At 65.8% G+C, this 16,044-nt stretch carries 15 protein-coding genes; 9 read left to right on the forward strand and 6 right to left on the reverse strand.

The window, feature by feature from the left end; genetic code table 11:
- The first annotated feature begins 168 nt into the window (after nt 1-168).
- Entirely contained in the window at nt 169-1,122 is a 954-nt protein-coding gene (locus ACZF5Y_RS03700; protein WP_497534481.1) for a Gfo/Idh/MocA family protein, read from the forward strand.
- A gap of 50 nt (nt 1,123-1,172) precedes the next feature.
- Here the strand turns inward: ACZF5Y_RS03700 and ACZF5Y_RS03705 are convergent, their stop codons facing one another.
- The 4 genes from ACZF5Y_RS03705 to ACZF5Y_RS03720 are packed head-to-tail and all read right to left on the reverse strand — an operon-like array spanning nt 1,173 to nt 4,333.
- On the reverse strand, nt 1,173-1,991 hold the full coding sequence (locus tag ACZF5Y_RS03705; RefSeq protein WP_497534482.1) for an META domain-containing protein: 819 nt from the start codon (nt 1,989-1,991) through the stop codon (nt 1,173-1,175).
- A gap of 31 nt (nt 1,992-2,022) precedes the next feature.
- A complete protein-coding gene (locus ACZF5Y_RS03710; protein WP_497534483.1) occupies nt 2,023-2,445 on the reverse strand; it encodes a magnetosome magnetite crystal formation protein family in 423 nt (140 codons plus the stop codon).
- A complete protein-coding gene (locus ACZF5Y_RS03715; protein ID WP_497534484.1) occupies nt 2,442-2,657 on the reverse strand; it encodes a hypothetical protein in 216 nt (71 codons plus the stop codon). Before ACZF5Y_RS03715 ends, ACZF5Y_RS03710 begins: the two co-directional genes overlap by 4 nt.
- On the reverse strand, nt 2,654-4,333 hold the full coding sequence (locus ACZF5Y_RS03720; protein ID WP_497534485.1) for a class I SAM-dependent methyltransferase: 1,680 nt from the start codon (nt 4,331-4,333) through the stop codon (nt 2,654-2,656). Before ACZF5Y_RS03720 ends, ACZF5Y_RS03715 begins: the two co-directional genes overlap by 4 nt.
- A 69-nt stretch (nt 4,334-4,402) precedes the next feature.
- Here ACZF5Y_RS03720 and glf point away from each other — a divergent pair, with 69 nt between their 5' ends.
- Nucleotides 4,403-5,548 carry a UDP-galactopyranose mutase gene (glf, locus tag ACZF5Y_RS03725; RefSeq protein ID WP_497534486.1) on the forward strand — a complete coding sequence of 382 codons (1,146 nt, stop codon included), beginning with the start codon at nt 4,403-4,405 and terminating at the stop codon, nt 5,546-5,548.
- A 99-nt stretch (nt 5,549-5,647) separates the two neighbouring features.
- On the opposite strand, the gene ACZF5Y_RS03730 is transcribed toward glf, so the two are convergent.
- Nucleotides 5,648-7,552, reverse strand: a complete 1,905-nt coding sequence (locus tag ACZF5Y_RS03730) for a glycosyltransferase (protein ID WP_497534487.1) — start codon at nt 7,550-7,552, stop codon at nt 5,648-5,650.
- A 256-nt stretch (nt 7,553-7,808) separates the two neighbouring features.
- Between ACZF5Y_RS03730 and ACZF5Y_RS03735 the strand changes: the two genes are divergently transcribed.
- The 7 genes from ACZF5Y_RS03735 to deoC all read left to right on the forward strand — a co-directional run bounded on the left by ACZF5Y_RS03735 (nt 7,809) and on the right by deoC (nt 15,656).
- Nucleotides 7,809-8,798 (forward strand): substrate-binding domain-containing protein, encoded by a 990-nt coding sequence (locus tag ACZF5Y_RS03735; protein ID WP_497534488.1) that lies wholly within the window; start codon nt 7,809-7,811, stop codon nt 8,796-8,798.
- Between the two features lie 82 nt (nt 8,799-8,880).
- Complete coding sequence (locus ACZF5Y_RS03740) at nt 8,881-9,924, forward strand: galactitol-1-phosphate 5-dehydrogenase (RefSeq protein WP_497534489.1); 1,044 nt, start codon at nt 8,881-8,883, stop codon at nt 9,922-9,924.
- A 22-nt stretch (nt 9,925-9,946) separates the two neighbouring features.
- Nucleotides 9,947-11,473, forward strand: coding sequence for an FGGY-family carbohydrate kinase (locus ACZF5Y_RS03745; protein WP_497534490.1), 1,527 nt, complete (start codon nt 9,947-9,949; stop codon nt 11,471-11,473).
- Nucleotides 11,470-12,417, forward strand: a complete 948-nt coding sequence (locus ACZF5Y_RS03750) for a sugar-binding transcriptional regulator (protein ID WP_497534491.1) — start codon at nt 11,470-11,472, stop codon at nt 12,415-12,417. Before ACZF5Y_RS03745 ends, ACZF5Y_RS03750 begins: the two co-directional genes overlap by 4 nt.
- On the forward strand, nt 12,414-13,943 hold the full coding sequence (locus tag ACZF5Y_RS03755; protein WP_497534492.1) for a sugar ABC transporter ATP-binding protein: 1,530 nt from the start codon (nt 12,414-12,416) through the stop codon (nt 13,941-13,943). Before ACZF5Y_RS03750 ends, ACZF5Y_RS03755 begins: the two co-directional genes overlap by 4 nt.
- Nucleotides 13,940-14,956, forward strand: a complete 1,017-nt coding sequence (locus ACZF5Y_RS03760; protein ID WP_497534493.1) for an ABC transporter permease — start codon at nt 13,940-13,942, stop codon at nt 14,954-14,956. Before ACZF5Y_RS03755 ends, ACZF5Y_RS03760 begins: the two co-directional genes overlap by 4 nt.
- Before the next feature lie 22 nt (nt 14,957-14,978).
- On the forward strand, nt 14,979-15,656 hold the full coding sequence (deoC, locus tag ACZF5Y_RS03765) for a deoxyribose-phosphate aldolase (protein ID WP_497534494.1): 678 nt from the start codon (nt 14,979-14,981) through the stop codon (nt 15,654-15,656).
- A gap of 37 nt (nt 15,657-15,693) precedes the next feature.
- Here deoC and ACZF5Y_RS03770 read toward each other — a convergent pair whose 3' ends face one another.
- Nucleotides 15,694-16,026 (reverse strand): hypothetical protein, encoded by a 333-nt coding sequence (locus ACZF5Y_RS03770; RefSeq protein ID WP_497534495.1) that lies wholly within the window; start codon nt 16,024-16,026, stop codon nt 15,694-15,696.
- Between the last annotated feature and the right edge of the window lie 18 nt (nt 16,027-16,044).

The raw sequence follows: 16,044 nt of genomic DNA on the forward strand, positions 1-16,044 counted from the left end.
TAAATGGCGGTATGCGCGGGATCCCCGCGCATACCGCCAGGGATTGGCGATGCATGGTTCGGACTCACGATGGATCCAAAACCCAGGATGTTGAGGCCGTCCACGTAAACTGTGAGGGTTCGCTTGTCACAGGCGACGCAATACGCAGTCGATTTGGAGGATGATTCCGTGGCGCAACCCAATGTGGTCCTGTTCGGTGCTGGCACGATGGGGCGCAATCACGCGCGCATCATCTCGACTTCAGCGCGTGCGAACCTTGTCGGCATCGTTGACCCGTTTGAAGCGAACGGGCGCGCGGCGACCGATCAGTATGGCGGTGAATGGTACGCCGCGGCCGAAGACGCGCTGAAGCACGCGGACGCGGTCGTCGTGGCAGCCTCGACGGAATACCACTACGACATCGCGCGCGAGATTCTCGATGCGGGGCTTCCGGTGCTCATCGAGAAGCCGATCTGCCCCTCACTGGAGCAGACCGAAGAGATTCTGGCGACGGCCGAGCAGCGCGGCGCGCCCGTGCAGTGCGGCTTCCTCGAGCGCTTCAACGCCGGTGTCATCGCCGCGCAGTCGCTCATCGAAGAGCCCGTGTACGTGCGTGCCGAGCGCCACTCGCCGTACTGGTCGCGCATCAAGACCGGTGTGGCCTGGGACGTGCTCGTGCACGACGCCGACCTCATCTCGCGCATGTTCGGATCGCAGACGCCCGAGCGTGTCAACGCCGAACTCGGCTACTTCCACCCCGAGTCGCTCGAGGGTGCGGAAGATGTCATCGATCTCACCCTGCGGTTCCCGGGTAACGGGATCGCCTCGGCTTCGGCCAGCCGCATCGGTCAGCGCAAGGTGCGCCGTCTCACGATCCAGTCGCTCGAATCCATGGTCGAGGTGGACCTGCTGCTGCGCGGAGTGACGAAGTATCGCCACGCGAACATCGAGGGCACCGACGGGCGCGCTGGATTCAAACAGATGACCGAGATGGAGGTCCCCGAAGTCTCCGGCCTCGAGCCGCTCGCTGCGCAGTTCGATCATTTCGTCGATCTCGTCGAGGGCAAGATCGATGCCGACGAGGAGCGACGCAGCATTCTGCCGGCTCACCGCATCATCGCCTCGGCGCTGCAGCAGGGCTGAGTGGCGCGGGAAGGGTCGGTCGTTACGGTCTCAGACCCCGCCGCTCGCGGTTATGGCACGCGTTCGAGAGTCACCGAGGTGTCGGCATCTTGATCGGAATATTCGGTCGATCTGGCGATTGCGATGCGATCCGCATCCATGAAGGCCAGGTGCGTGGCTTCGGAGAATAGCCGCATGTAATCGCGTTCAGCATTCCCGGCGCAGCCTACCTGCGTGTAGCCCTGCAACCCTGCGTTGAAAAGGCCGGGCAACGAATCGGGTGCCGATGTGGGCTCGCCGTATTCGAGGGCCGGAACAAGCGTCCAACTTCCGGGAGCACCATTGCACCCGTCGGTCGCGATCAGCTCGGTGTCGGAGGTGAATTCAATCTGAGGCCCGGCGACGGCGTCGATCGGCTGCCACGACCCGACGAGCGAGATGCTGTCGGAGCGTGTGTGATCCAGCGTCATCGCGTCGCCTGCTTCGGTGGTGAGCGTGAGGCGGCCGCCCGCGATTTCGGCCGACGCGGCGTCGGCGACCGTCATTGGAATGTTGACGTTATCGCACCACATGAGCGTCATCGCTTTTGAGCCGTGAATCTCGAGCTTGCCTGCACCGTCGATCGCCCAGGTGCCATCGAGCCCGTTGCAGCCGTCTGACGCGAACCACAGGCCGTACTGCGTGAACTCGACGAAGGCATCCTGATTCGCTGGCTCCGGAGCCTGCCAGCGGCCGACGAGTGTGGCGGCGGTCGCCGGCTCGCTCGCGGAAGCTTCGTGACGGGAATCGGTGGCCGAGGCAGGGCTGAGGGCAACGGCCGCGCCCATGCCGCCGAAGGCAATGACACCGGCGAAGAGCATTCCGAGCGCGTGCTTGATCGTCTCTGACATGGCCACTCCCTCGTGCGAAGATGCTTCGATTCTATGGGTGCGTCGAATTGATCAGTGGAATCGCGGCTCGGGGTCGATAGACACGGCGTCGAGCGACGACCACCCCGCGGATCGAGACCCCGAGGTGGGTGCACCACACGATCGCCTGGCACAGTGCAAACAGCAGCAAGACCGGGGCAAAGGAAGCACGGTTAATCGTCGTATTGATTGCCACGAAGCACACGCCCGAGAAGGTCAGCATCGTGACCGTCAGCATCCAGTTTGCGGCCCACCGCGTATTCTCGCGGATGCGCGGATCGACCTCATTGCGGAACCGGACGGCCAATACGGAGAGCACAATGGGTGCAATGATCACCCCGAGTACGGGCAGGAACCACAGAAACCCCAGCGCCCACGGTCGGGCGCTGACAATAACGGAATACGTATCAGCGTTCGCGCCCGCAGGACCGCTCATGGCTTCGGAGTGAACGACTGCTCCGCAAGGTCGATGAGCTCGGCGACGCGCAGACTGTCGCGACGCAATTCGTCGAGCTCGGCCTCAAGGCGACTAATGCGCTCACGCTCCACCTGCAGTTCGGTTTGCAGGTGCGCAATGCGTTCGAGGCTCGGGTTGAGCGTCCGCCGCGCGCGGCCCGCGGCCCGACGGACGATATTGCGTTCGGTCATGCGGGGCCTCCTGTGGCGGTATCGGGTACGGGGCAAACGCTCTGGTGCGGTAACACATGATGGGTGTCTTCGGCTAGGGTCACCACGGCGCCGGTCGGGAGGCGCGAGTTTCGGCGGAAGGTCTCAGCTCGTGCCAGCGGCAGAGTGTCGGCGACCCCCTCGGGGAGTTCGGGGAGCGGCTCGGGCACGCTCGCGAACTCGACGCGGAGGCCGTACTCGGCGGCCTCGGCTTGGACAACGGCGAGGTCGAGGTGCCAGCTGGTCGGATCGTCGAATCGCACGCCGCGCGCGTGCCGCGCGTGGAACGTGAAAGCCGCCTCGCCGCCGCTGCGCAACGCCATGCGCATCAGGCGCCACGCGTATGCACGGCCGTGGTGCCCGACCTGGTCGAGCACGTGATTGGCCACCACGTCGAACGGGCTGCCGATGTCGAATTCCCGAGTGAGAGCGAGGGATCGCGCCCGGTACAGATTGAGGTGCCGGTACTCGGGCGGCGCAGCACCAGCGGGCGGCCCGCTCGCTGTAGCGCGGTGCAGCGCGTCAGTCGAATAGTCGACTCCGATGACGCGACGGCCGTCGCGACTCAATGCTCGCGTGAGTGCGCCGCTGCCGCAACCGAGGTCGATGAGGGTCGGGGCGTCGAAGGCGGCGGCTGCATCGGCGAGCCAGGAGCGCGCCGCACTCCAGGCAGCTTCGGCGGATGCGCGATCCTGCTCCGCCTCGATTGAAAACAGCGCGTCCCAGAACTCGCGCTGAAAATTGAACGAGCCGAACCAGCTGTCGAAGCGGCGACTCGTCGCAGGCGGGGTCTCGAGTACGAACCCCGGAATCGGGGTGCGCCAGTTCGCGTCGTAATTGATGGTGAGCCAGTGATCGGTATCAGCCGGTGCCGGGAGCACGGTGTCGCCGATGCGCACCTCACTGAATGGAAGCATTTGCTCCTCGCGCATCTCGCCGCGCACGTGGAACGGCTGATTGATGAGCCCGTCCGCGGTGAAGAACGCCGAGAAGACATCGATGTAGTGCACGACCGCGCCGGGGTGGTCGGCGTCTGCATCGGCTCGGAAGATGAGCTGGGCGTGCGTGGCACTGTGTCGTTTCACCTCGTAGCCCAGCTCGACGAGGGTGCGACCGAGCGCGAAGGACTCTATGGCAACATCGACCGGGTTCGTGTGCCGAGACAGGTACGCGACGTCGGCGTCGTCATCATGGGGCAGCAACGCACCGTCGCGGACCGCGCCAAGCAGGGTGCCACCCACGATGAAGGGCCGGAGGTCGAGCGAATTTAGCAGCGCGATGAGCTCCGCCGTACGCTCGACGATGCGCGATCGCACTTCGGCGCCCATGGCGTCAAGGGCGACGCCGAGACGGCCCCACTTGTTCACCACGAGCGCGGTGCCCGAGTCATCACGCACCGCTGTGCGGTGATCCGCCGTTGAGAACACGATTTCGTGGCAACTGAGCTGCTCACCGCTCACGGAATCGTGCAAGCTGAGTCGCGTTCTCCCGGTCAGGCGTGAGCGCAGCAGTTTCGGCCATCCGATCTCGATCGGCGCAGAGAGGCCTCGAACATCGATGGACCAAATGCGTTGGTCATCAAATCTCACGTCGACGGATTCGGTGCTCTCTGGGAGCTTCTCGATGACGAGGTATTGCGACGTGGTCTTTAATTTCATAGGCAACCGGGTGAACGGGTGTGACCAGTCTAGCGTCGGCTCGTCGCCCCAGCATCTAAGCTAGAAGCCATGGATCTTCTTGTCGTCGGGTCAGGTTTCTTCGGATTGACCATTGCCGAGCGCGCCGCATCAGCGGGCAAGCGCGTCGTCGTGATCGATCGCCGTGCTCACATCGGCGGCAACGCCTACTCCGAGGCGGAGCCCGAGACGGGCATCGAAGTGCATCGCTACGGGGCGCACCTTTTCCACACGTCGAACGAGACCGTGTGGGAGTACGTGAACCGATTCACCACCTTCACGAACTACGTGCACAAGGTGTACTCGAACTTCAAGGGCGAGGTATACCCGCTGCCCATCAATCTCGGCACCATCAACCAGTTCTTCCGCGCAGCACACGGACCGCAAGCGGCTCGGGATCTCATCGCCGAGCAGGCTGGCGAGTTTGATACGAAGTCGGCGCAGAACCTCGAGGAAAAGGGCATCTCGTTGATCGGGCGCCCGCTCTACGAAGCGTTCATTCGTGATTACACCGCGAAGCAGTGGCAGACGCCCACGACGGAGCTGCCCGCCGAGATCATCAGCCGCCTGCCTGTGCGCTACACCTATGACAACCGATACTTCAATGACACGCACGAGGGCCTGCCGACTGACGGCTACACGGCGTGGCTTGAGCGCATGGCCGACCACCCGAACATTGAGGTGCGGCTCAACACCGACTTCTTCGACGAAAACCAGCCGCTCAACAAGAACGCCGTCGTCGGCACCGTGCCCGTCGTCTACACCGGACCGGTCGACCGCTACTTCGATTATGCAAAGGGTGAGCTCGCCTGGCGCACGCTCGATTTCGAGCAGGAGGTACTGCCCACCGGCGACTTCCAGGGCACGAGCGTCATGAACTACGCCGGCTCCGATGTGCCCTACACGCGCATCCATGAGTTCCGCCACTTCCACCCGGAGCGCGAATACCCGAACGACAAGACCGTCATTATGCGCGAGTTCTCACGCTTCGCTACCCGCGAAGACGAGCCCTACTATCCGGTCAACACCCCGGAAGACCGTGAGCGGCTGCTCGCATATCGCGGATTGACCGAGGGGGAAGATCGCGTGCTCTTCGGCGGTCGCCTCGGTACCTACCAGTACCTCGACATGCACATGGCGATCGGATCGGCGCTGTCGATGTACAGCAACAAGCTCGAAGAGCTCTTGGGCAACTGAGCCGTTCGCAGGCGCCGCTGCGGGAACGCAGATGCCCCGGTGCTCCTTTCGGAGCACCGGGGCATCTGCGTTTCAGCGGGCGTCGTCACTGCTTGAAGTTCAACGTCCTTCGAACGTGCGCTTCCACTCGTCGGCCGAGGTGATCTGCGGAAGAGCGGCGCGGTACTCCGCTGCCAGCCGATCCCAATTCTTCTCGATCTCGCGGGTGAGCGCGCGCGACTCCTTCAGGAGACGGCGGAACTTCGCGCGGTCGTGCCGGTACCACATCTTGCCACTGCCGTCGGCGGCGCCGACGATCACGCTGGAGTGATGCGGAATGCGCCACCACAGCGCATCGGCCTTGGCATACTCGAGCTCCGGGGTCTGTGCGTCGGCTTCGTTCACCGTGCGACGCCAATGCTTCGGCAGCATGCGCGCGGTGAATGCCGCGAGGCGCACCCCGGTGGGGTAATCGTTCGGCTTCTCGAGGAGCGGCAAGGCGCGCCCGCCGCGGGCATACGGCGTCTCGGGGTCGCCCGGTCGGTACACCTTCGTCTCGGGGAACTCTGCGGCTCGCGCGCGCGCCTCGGGCATCACCCGTGAGAGGTCGTCGTGGAGCCCCTTCGGCCCCCGCAGCACCGCCCGCATGCCGTCCACGGCCAGCTGCGTCGCGTAGTACTGCATGTTCAGTAGCTTCTTGATGTCTTGCCGGCCGCTGTTCTGCAGCAGTTTGCCGCCGCCCTGCTGGTCTGAGTGCAGCAGCCCCGCGATGATGCGATTGCGGGTGTGGAAGTAGGCCTGCCAGTCTTGCGAATCGTCTTTGTCGAGCCACGAGATGTGCCACAGCGCGACTCCCGGCAGTGACACCGTGCGGTACCCCGCGTTGCGCGCGCGGATGCCGTACTCGGCGTCGTCCCACTTGATGAATACGGGGAGCGAAAGGCCGATATCCGCGATGATCTTCTTCGGGATCATGCACATCCACCAGCCGTTGTAGTCGGCATCGAGTCGCGCATGCATCCACTTCGTCTGGCGCAAGTTGCGCTTGCGGAAATCATGGCGGAACTGCTCTTCGAACGACGGCCCCCACATGAACGGAGCTGGGCGCACGACCTCGGCCCACGCGTGCAGCACCGGCTTATCGAGCAGGTCGAACATGTGCCCGCCGACGATGACCGGGGTGCGGCTGAAACGACCGAACTGCAGGGCGCGCAGGGCGCTCTCGGTTTCGAACTCGACATCGTCATCGAGCAGCAGCAGGAAGTCGGTGTCTTCGCGCTCCAGCGTCTCGGCCATCGATCGAGCGAAGCCGCCCGAGCCGCCGAGATTGCCCTGCTCGATGACCTGCAGCTTCTCGCCCAGCGAAGCCGCGACGTCGTCGTACCCCTGCTCGTCGCGCACCTTCTGGGTACCTTGATCGACAAGGAAGATGCGATCGATGCCCTCGAGCAGCTCGGGGTTCTCGGAGATGTTGCGCAGGGTGCCGACGCAGTAGTCGGGCTTGTTGTACGTCGTCATGCCGAGGCTGAGCTTGCCGGTCTCCACGGCTTCGGCCTCTGTCGACCAGCGGCCGCCATCGAGCACCAGATCTTCAGTGCTGGCGATGAGGTCGAACCAGTACCAGCCGCCGTCGCTGAACGAGCGCAGCGGCAAATCGAATGTTGACGTGGCCTCACCCGTCACGCTGCAGGAGTCGACGCGCTGCTGCACGCCGGATGCGTTCGAACGGTAGACGATGATGGTGCCCGGGCCGGTGGTGCGCAGCTCGAGCTGCACCTGGTCGACGACCGTCCACCGCTGCCAGTACGACGCCGGGAACGCGTTGAAGTAGCTGGCGAATGAGACGCGGTTGCCCGACCGCACCCGCGTGCTGTCGCGCGAGAGCACGTTATCGATGTGCGCGTTCTCGCTGAGGCGCACCGGCTTGCTGCGCACGGACGTCCACGTCTCGGCGTCGGCGTAGAGCGGCAGGACGTCGGGGTCCTTGGCAACGGGGAACACAACGTTCTGCAGAATGGTCGGCATCGGGAACGAGCCTCTCTCGGCGTGCGGCGGTCGGAGTACCGGGTCAGTCTACCGGCGCGCACTGGTGTCGATACTGGGGTGCCGCTGGAGCCGAGAGTCTGTGGAGTCGGGTGCGGGCGGCCTCCGGTTGCTCGTACGAGCAGTTCAGGGCACACATTCTGCTCATGTGAGCAAAGGGGTGCTCATAAGTTGTAACACGCTCGTAACCGCACCTACGCTTCCCGAGGGACACCAGTTACTGATCAAGGAGGCTCAGGTGAAACTACGGAAAACAGGTCTGCTCGTGGCAGGCTTCGCTGCGGCGGCACTCATGCTGTCGGGCTGCTCGGTTTCGACCACCCCAGGTGGTGGTGGCGGGGATGAGGCAGGTTCGTCGAGCGGCGAGCTTTCGATCGGCTTCAGCCAGGCGACGCAGCAGTCGCCGTTCTACGTCGAACTCGGCGAAGGCGTGAAGAACGCTGCCGAGAGCAACGGTGCGTCGCTCGAATACGTCGATGCCAACGGAGATGTCACGAAGCAGAACAACGACATCGAAGACCTCATCACCCGTGGCGTGGACGTGCTGCTCATCAACCCGGTCGACCCGCAGGGCATCGCACCGAGCATCGCATCGGCGAAGGCCGCGGGCATTCCCGTGGTCACAGTCGACCGCTCGGCCGAAGGCGCCGCGGCTCATGTGGGTCGTGACAATGTCGCCATGGGTGAGCTCGTGGGCGAAGCCGTGAGCGACGCGCTCGGCGACGCCGGTGGCAAGATCATCGAGATCCAGGGAGATGCCGGCGGAACGGTGGCGATGGATCGCTCCGAGGGATTCCACCGCGCGTTCGAGGGCAATGACGCAGTGCAAATCGTAGCCGGCCCGTATGCCGAGTACATTCGCGCGAATGCGGTCACCGCGATGCAGGACCTGCTGCAGGCGAACCCCGATGTGAAGGTCGTGTACGCGCACAACGATGACATGGCGCTCGGGGCGCTTCAGGTGCTCCGCGAGAGCGGCCGAGAAGACGTGCTCGTTGCGGGGGTCGATGGCCTCATGGAAGCAGTCAAGGCGATCGCCGACGGCAAGCAGTACGTGGCGACCTCGCTGAACGACCCGATCGAACTCGGGCGCACGGCTGCGGAAACCGCGCTGTCGGCCGCCGCCGGCGACGACGTCGAGGCCGAGATCGACGCGGGCACCGAGCTCGTGACCGCGAAGAACGCTGCCGACTACGTCGGCGACACCCTGTTCGCCGAGTCCAAGTAGGCCCCGGCGACGCAGCGATCGGGGCGGGCAGGCCCCGATCGCTGCACCGCACAGATTTGCTGCCCCTGGAGGAGAAGAGAACATGACGCGAACGATGACCGCTGCGGTCATGCACGAGCCCGGCGATATCCGCGTTGAGGAGGTGCCGGTCCCCGAGATCACCGAGGGTGATGTGCTGCTGCGGGTCGAGGCCTGCGGCGTCTGCGGATCCGACATTCCGCGCATGAATTTTGCCGGCGCCTATTACACCCCCATCATCTGCGGTCACGAGTTCTCGGGCACGATCGTCGAGGTCGGCGACGCGGTCGAAGGTCTTGCGGTCGGGCAGCTGGTCACGGTGCCCCCGCTCATTCCCTGCTACACCTGCGACAGCTGCCTGGCGGGGCACTTCAGCCTCTGCGAAGATTACGGCTACTTCGGAAGCCGGCAGGAGGGCGCCTACGCCCAGTACGTCGCAGTGAACGCTGCAAACGCGTTCCCGATGCCCGAGGGGGTTGACCCCCGAGCAGCCGCGATGATGGATCCGTCAGCCATCGCGCTCCACGCCATCTACCGTACGAAGCTCGGGGCTGGAAGCCGTGTCGCAGTGACCGGTGCCGGGCCGATCGGCCTCTTCGCAATTCAGTGGGCTCGCCTACTCGGCGCCACCGAGGTGCTCGCCGTCGACCTGAGCCCGGAGAAGGCAGCAATGGCTCGTGAAGCCGGTGCCACGATGACGGCGAACAACGACGCTGAAGCCCTCGAGCAGGCGGGGCTGGGATTCGACGTCGTCATCGAGTCGGCCGGTGCTGCGCAGACGGTCGCGCTGGCGACCCAGCTCACCGCGCGTCACGGTGAAGCGGTGTTCATCGGGATCCCACACACGCCGGTCGAACTCGCGAAGAACACCTTCAGTCACTTCCTGCGCCGTGAGGCATCACTGCATGGCAGCTGGAACTCGTTCTCCGCGCCGTTCCCCGGCCGCGAATGGGTGGAATCGGCGCGTGCGTTCGCCGACGGGTCGTTGAAGTGGGAGTTTATGATCACTCACGAGCTCGGGCTCGAAGCGCTTCCCGAAACGATGCGGCAGCTCGGTGAGCGCTCCATCTTCAGTTCGAAGGTGCTCTTCATGCCGAACCAGGGCTGAAGCGCAGCAGGAGGCAGACAACATGTTCGTACTCGCGATCGATATCGGCACCGAGGGTGCTCGCGCCGGAGTCTTCGACGAAACGGGAACGCGGCTGGCAGACGCATCGGCGTCGTACCCCACGCACTTCCCCGCCCCGGGGTGGGCGGAGCAGCATCCGACCGACTGGTGGGCGGCGGCCGTGCGGGCGTCGCGTTCGGCGCTCGCCGCAGCCGACGCCGTGCGAGTTGCGGCAGTCAGCGTCGCGACCACGGCGTCATCGGTGGTCGTGGCAGGTGCCGACGGTGAGCCGCTGCGGCCCGCACTGCTGTGGATGGACGGGCGTGCAGCGCAGGAGGCGGCTCGCACCGCACACCTCGATCACCCGGCCATGCAGTTTGCCGGAGGTGCGGATAGCGCGGAGTGGCTCGTGCCGAAGGCGATGTGGATCGCGCAGCACGAACCAGAGATCTACGCGGGGGCGCACCGCATCGCCGAGTCGGTCGACTACTTGACCTTCAAACTCACGGGCGACTGGGTCGGTTCGCGCATGAACGCCACCTGCAAATGGAACTACGACCACCGCGGCGATGGGCTGCCCGAGGATCTGTACCGCGAGCTCGGGGTTGCCGGGCTCTCGGAAAAGCTGCCGCAGCGCATCTTGCCGGTCGGCGCGATCGCGGGCGAGGTCAGTGTGCGTGCGGCGAGGGAACTCGGCATCGAGCCCGGCGCAGCGGTCGTGACGGGCGGCATCGACGCGCACCTCACGCTGGTCTCGCTGTGGGGGCGCAGCGCGAACCCCGTGGCGATCGTCGCTGGAACGTCGAACGCGTTCATCGCGGAGCTCGATACCCCGGTGTTCTCTCCCACGATCTGGGGGCCGTATCCCGGCGCGCTGCGCGAGGACCGGTGGTTGATCGAGGGCGGGCAGATCTCGGCCGGGGCGGCGCTGTCATGGCTGTCCGAGCGTGTGCTCGGCGTCGGGCGCGAACGCATCGGGGAGCTCGTCGCACGTGCGTCTGACGTGCCGGCGGGTCAGCACGGCTTGATCGTGCTCGATCACTTCATGGGCAATCGCACCCCACTCCGCGACCCCAAACTACGGGGTGCGGTGCTCGGCCTGACCTTGGGGACGACGCCCGAGGAGCTCTACCGGGCGACCGTCGAGTCCGTCGCCTACGGCACGCGTCAGGTGCTCGAATCGTTCGAACAGGTCGGCGTGAACACGACTGACACATTCCTCACCGGAGGGATCCGACACAACCCGCTCTGGTTGCGCACGACGGCCGACGCACTCGGCCGTCCGGTGAAGCTCGTCGCCGGTGAGAACTTGACCACCCGTGCCCTCGCCGTGCTGGGCGTCGCCGCACTCTCGGGCGAGTCGCTGGAGACGGTTGCCGGCCGCTTCGCCCCCGAATGCACGACGATCGAACCCGACGATAGCGCCACTGCGGCGCTCGACGACGGGTACGCCGCGTATCTGGAGGCGACCTCGGCGCTGACCGAGATCAGCCACCGGCTCGCCGATTCCGCCGCAGCGCGCGGCCAACGTGTGGAGGTGGGAGCGTGAAGAGCGATGACGACACGCTGGCGGTGCGCGCCGCCGAGCTCTATTACCAGGATGACAAGAACCAGGCCGAGATCGCGGCGATCCTCGGCATCAATCGGTGGAAAGTCGGCCGCCTGCTGAGCTACGCCAAAGAGCGCGGCTATGTGCAGATTGAAGTCATCCACCCGCGCGCCCGACGCCTGCCGCTCGAGCGCGCCCTGCGCGAAACGTTCGGGCTGCGCGACGCCGTCGTGGTGCCGCAGGCGGCGAACGAGCGCGAGTCGTTCCAGCGCACGACCATGGCCGCGGCGGAATTCCTCGCGACGATGCGCCCGGTTCCGCGGAGCCTCGGCATCAGTTGGGGGCGCACGCTGCAGCAGATCGCTACCGACCTGCCGGAGGCGTGGGCATCGGGCATCGAGGTGATCCAGATCAACGGCGGCGTCACCGTGAATCGCAAAGCGGGCATGGCTTCGTCGACCGCCACCACCATCGCGCAGAAGGGCGGGGGCACGGTCACGCTGTTGCCGAGCCCGGCCATTCTCGAGCAGGCGTCGACACGCGAAGCGATCGAGGGCGACCGCACGGTCGCCGGGATTCTCGAGGCGGCGCGCGAGGCGTCGGCCTACGTGTTCAGCGCCGGTGCCGTGGGCGGCGATTCGGTGCTGGTGAGCAGCGGGTACCTCGAAGCCGCGGACCTGACCCGACTGACCGAACTCGGCGCCGTCGGCGACGTGCTCGGCCGCTACATCGACGCCGACGGCAACATCGTCGATCCCTCATTGAACGCCCGCACGCTCGGGCTGACGATCGCCGATCTGCAGTCGGCCGACACCGCGATCGCGGTGATCTCGGGGCGGGCGAAGTGGCCTGTCTGCCGCGCGGTCGTGCGCAGCGGCACCTGCTCAGTACTCGTCACCGACGAGGAATGCGCCACACACCTGTTGAAGGAGCACACATCGTGATCAACACTTCCACAGCCGAGGCCGTCATCGACGACGCCGCGGCACCGCTCTTGCGCATGCGCGGTATTCGCAAGGGGTTTCCCGGCACGCTCGCGCTCTCCTCCGTCGACCTCGACGTGCACGGGGGAGAGGTCCACTGCCTGCTCGGCGAGAACGGGGCAGGCAAGTCGACCCTGATGAAGATCTTGGCCGGCTCTTACGTTCCCGATGCCGGCACCATTGAGATTGCGGGATCGCCCGTCGTCATGCAGCGTCCGCTCGACGGCATTGCCGCGGGCATCGCCGTGATCTATCAGGAGCTCGATCTGTTCCCCGACCTCACTGTGGCGCAGAACCTCTTCCTCGGGCACGCGCCGGCGCGCGGCGGCATCGTGCAGCGCGGCGAACGTCGCCGTTTGGCGCTCGACGCCCTCGCGCGCGTCGGAGCGGTCTTCTCGCCCGATGCGCGCGTGGCCGATCTCTCGATCGCCGACCAGCAGCTCACAGCGATCGCCCGGGCGCTCACGACGGACGCGCGCATCATCGTGATGGATGAGCCCACAGCGACGCTCGGCGAGGCTGACGTGGAAAACGTGTTTCGCGTCATTCGTCGGCTCACCGAAGAAGGCCGGGCGGTCATCTACATCTCCCACCGTCTCGACGAGATTCGGGCGATCGGCACGCGCATCACCGTGCTGCGCGACGGGGTGGGTGCGGCCAGGTACGCCGTCGCAGACACTGATGCCGAGCAGTGGATTTCGGACATGATCGGCGACAAAAAGGCCGAGCTCACCGAGCACCGGGAACGCCGGGTGTTCTCCGACGAGGTCGCCCTCGGCATTGATGAAGTGTCCATTCCCGGGCTGATCGAGATTCGCGACATCGAGGTGCGATCCGGCGAAATCGTCGGTCTCGCGGGCCTCGGCGGCGCCGGTCGCACGACGCTGCTTTCCGCACTGTTCGGGGCACGGCCTGCCGCAAGACGCCTTCGGGTGCTCGGCAAGCCCGCGTCGATCCGTTCGGTGAAAGACGCGATCGGGCACCGCTTCGGGTTGGTGCCCGAAAGCCGCAAGACCGAGGGGCTGCTGCTCGGGCTCTCGGTCGCCCGCAATGCGGGCCTCGCGGCACTGCGGGGAAGCGGATGGCTGCGGCCCCGCGAGCGATCGGCGGCCCGCACGGCGCCGATCCTGCGTGATCTCGCCGTGAAGCACGCCAATGGCAACCAGGCCGTCGGCCTGCTCTCCGGCGGCAACCAGCAGAAGGTCGTACTGGCCAAGTGGCTCGCACGCGACACCCGCGTGCTCCTGCTCGACGAGCCCACGCGCGGCCTCGACATCGGCGCGAAAGCCGACCTGTATCGGCAAGTGCGCGCGCTCGCCGACCAGGGCGCAGCCGTGCTCGTCGCATCGAGCGAGCTCGGCGAGCTCATGGCGAATGCGGATCGCATCGTCGTGCTGCACGAGGGGCGCAACATCGGAGAATTCGATCCGATCGTCGACACCGAAGAGACGATCAGTCACGCGATTATCAGCGGAAAGGCATCATGAACGCAACGCAGACCGCACCGAAGCCGGTGCAGACGGACGCCGTCGTCCGACCGACCTGGAAGCAGCGCAGCTCCGGGTGGCTCATCAAGGGCAACCTCCTGATCGTTTTCGTGGTGATCTGCGCGATCGCCGCGCTGCTCAGCCCCGACTTCTTGACGGTGCGCAATATCTCGAATCTGCTGCAGCAGTCGAGCCTCACCGGCATCATCGCCATCGGTATGACGCTGGTCATTCTGACGAGCGGCATCGACTTGGCGGTCGGCTCGACCGCCGCGCTGAGCGGCATGCTGGTCGCGATCCTGCTCGATGGGAAGATGCCCATCGCGTTTGCGATCATCGTCTCGCTCGCCGCCGGCATCGGTATCGGCTTGCTCATGGGGGCGGTGTCGTCGTGGATCAGGCTGCCGGCGTTCATCGTGACGCTTGCCGGGCTCACCGCGGTGCGCGGGTGGGCCTACACCTTGACAGACGGTCGACCGGCAGGCTCGGGGCTGCCCGACTCATTCACGATCATCGGTGGTGGATATCTCGGAATCCTGCCGCTCACCGGCCTCATCTTCATCGCGGTCACCATCGGCACCGCGCTCATTCTGCGATACACCACCTTCGGCGAGTACATCTACGCCGTCGGCAGTAACGAAGAAGCTGCAAGGCTCTCCGGTGTTCCCGTGAACTGGGTCAAGACCGCGGTCTTCGGGTTCTCGGGCCTGACGGCGGCGCTGGCCGGCGTGCTGCTCACCAGCCGACTCACGATCGGTCAGCCGACCGCGTTCCAGGGGGCCGAGCTCGACGCGATCGCCGCCGTAGTGCTGGGCGGCACGAGCCTCTTCGGCGGTCGCGGTAGCGTGGGCGGTACCTTCGTCGCGGTGCTGCTGCTCTCGGTGCTCAAGAACCTCTTCAACCTCATGGGCATCGGGTCGTTCGTGCAGATGATCGCCACCGGTCTGATCCTCGTGCTCGCACTCATTTTGAACAAGGTCCTGGACGCTCGCGCTCAGGCCGCCGCCCGCTGACTCGACACCGAGGAGAATACTCATGAACAGCGCATCACTCGACCTCGCCCGCACCATCGACCACACGTTTCTGAAACCGGAGGGACGTCGCGCCGATGTCGAGCAGGCGGTCGCCGAAGCCGCCGCCCTCGGTACCTACAGCGTCTGCGTCTCGCCATCGGAGTTGCCGCTCGTGCTGCCCGAGGGCAGCTCGCTCAAGATCACCGCGGTGTGCGGGTTTCCGAGCGGCAAGCACCAGTCGTCGGTGAAGGCGGCGGAGGCGGCCCTCGCCGTCACGCAGGGCGCCGACGAGATCGATATGGTGATCGATTTCGGCGCCGCGCTCGACGGCCGCATCGATGCCGTCGAAGCCGACATTCGCGCGGTGCGCGAGGCCGTGCCCGCACCCACGGTGCTCAAGGTGATCATCGAATCGGCGGCGCTCGACGACGCCACGATCACCGCGGTGTGCGGTGCTGCGGAGGCGGCGGGAGCTGACTTCGTGAAGACCTCAACGGGCTTTCACCCGGCGGGTGGGGCGACCGTGCACGCCGTCGAGGTGATGCGCGCTGCGGTGGGGGATCGCCTCGCCATTAAAGCCTCCGGCGGCATCCGCAATCGTGACGACGCAGAGGCCATGCTGCGCGCCGGGGCATCTCGTCTCGGCTTGTCGTCGAGCCGAACCGTGCTCGACGGCGGCACCGGGAGCGTAGGCTACTAAGCCCTCGCCTGGCTCGGTGCAGCCGCGGCGACGCGGGTCAGTGAACGCGCAGCTCCTGGCCCGCGCGCCACACCGCCACGGTCAGGGGAGGCGCGCTCTCCGCAATCTCGCGCAAGAGCTCGAACTCGACGCGGTCCGCATTGCGCCGATGGATCTCTGCGTCCGCGCCTCCGGCACGCGCCGCAAGCCGAGCGAGGCCGAACTCCGCGAGCAGGCCGCGCTCCTCGAGCATCTCGTCGCGCAGCGCGAGGACTACGAAATCGTCGACGTCGGGCACCTCGGCAAACGCCTCTGCCGGATCCTCACCATCGCGTACCCGGTGTTCGAGAATGGTTTGCCGCTCCAGCCGCGCGTCCGAGCGCAGCTGCACGAGCCGTTCCGTCGTCAG

Source organism: Leucobacter sp. WKLB1, from assembly GCF_059696215.1.

Excerpts from the sequence above, each read along its gene's own strand:
- ACZF5Y_RS03740 (WP_497534489.1), top strand. The coding sequence starts at position 8,881 with ATGACGCGAACGATGACCGCTGCGGTCATGCACGAGCCCGGCGATATC.
- glf (WP_497534486.1), top strand. The coding sequence starts at position 4,403 with ATGGATCTTCTTGTCGTCGGGTCAGGTTTCTTCGGATTGACCATTGCC.
- ACZF5Y_RS03760 (WP_497534493.1), top strand. The coding sequence starts at position 13,940 with ATGAACGCAACGCAGACCGCACCGAAGCCGGTGCAGACGGACGCCGTC.
- ACZF5Y_RS03705 (WP_497534482.1), bottom strand. The coding sequence starts at position 1,991 with ATGTCAGAGACGATCAAGCACGCGCTCGGAATGCTCTTCGCCGGTGTC.
- ACZF5Y_RS03720 (WP_497534485.1), bottom strand. The coding sequence starts at position 4,333 with ATGAAATTAAAGACCACGTCGCAATACCTCGTCATCGAGAAGCTCCCA.
- ACZF5Y_RS03745 (WP_497534490.1), top strand. The coding sequence starts at position 9,947 with ATGTTCGTACTCGCGATCGATATCGGCACCGAGGGTGCTCGCGCCGGA.
- ACZF5Y_RS03710 (WP_497534483.1), bottom strand. The coding sequence starts at position 2,445 with ATGAGCGGTCCTGCGGGCGCGAACGCTGATACGTATTCCGTTATTGTC.
- ACZF5Y_RS03715 (WP_497534484.1), bottom strand. The coding sequence starts at position 2,657 with ATGACCGAACGCAATATCGTCCGTCGGGCCGCGGGCCGCGCGCGGCGG.
- ACZF5Y_RS03730 (WP_497534487.1), bottom strand. The coding sequence starts at position 7,552 with ATGCCGACCATTCTGCAGAACGTTGTGTTCCCCGTTGCCAAGGACCCC.
- deoC (WP_497534494.1), top strand. The coding sequence starts at position 14,979 with ATGAACAGCGCATCACTCGACCTCGCCCGCACCATCGACCACACGTTT.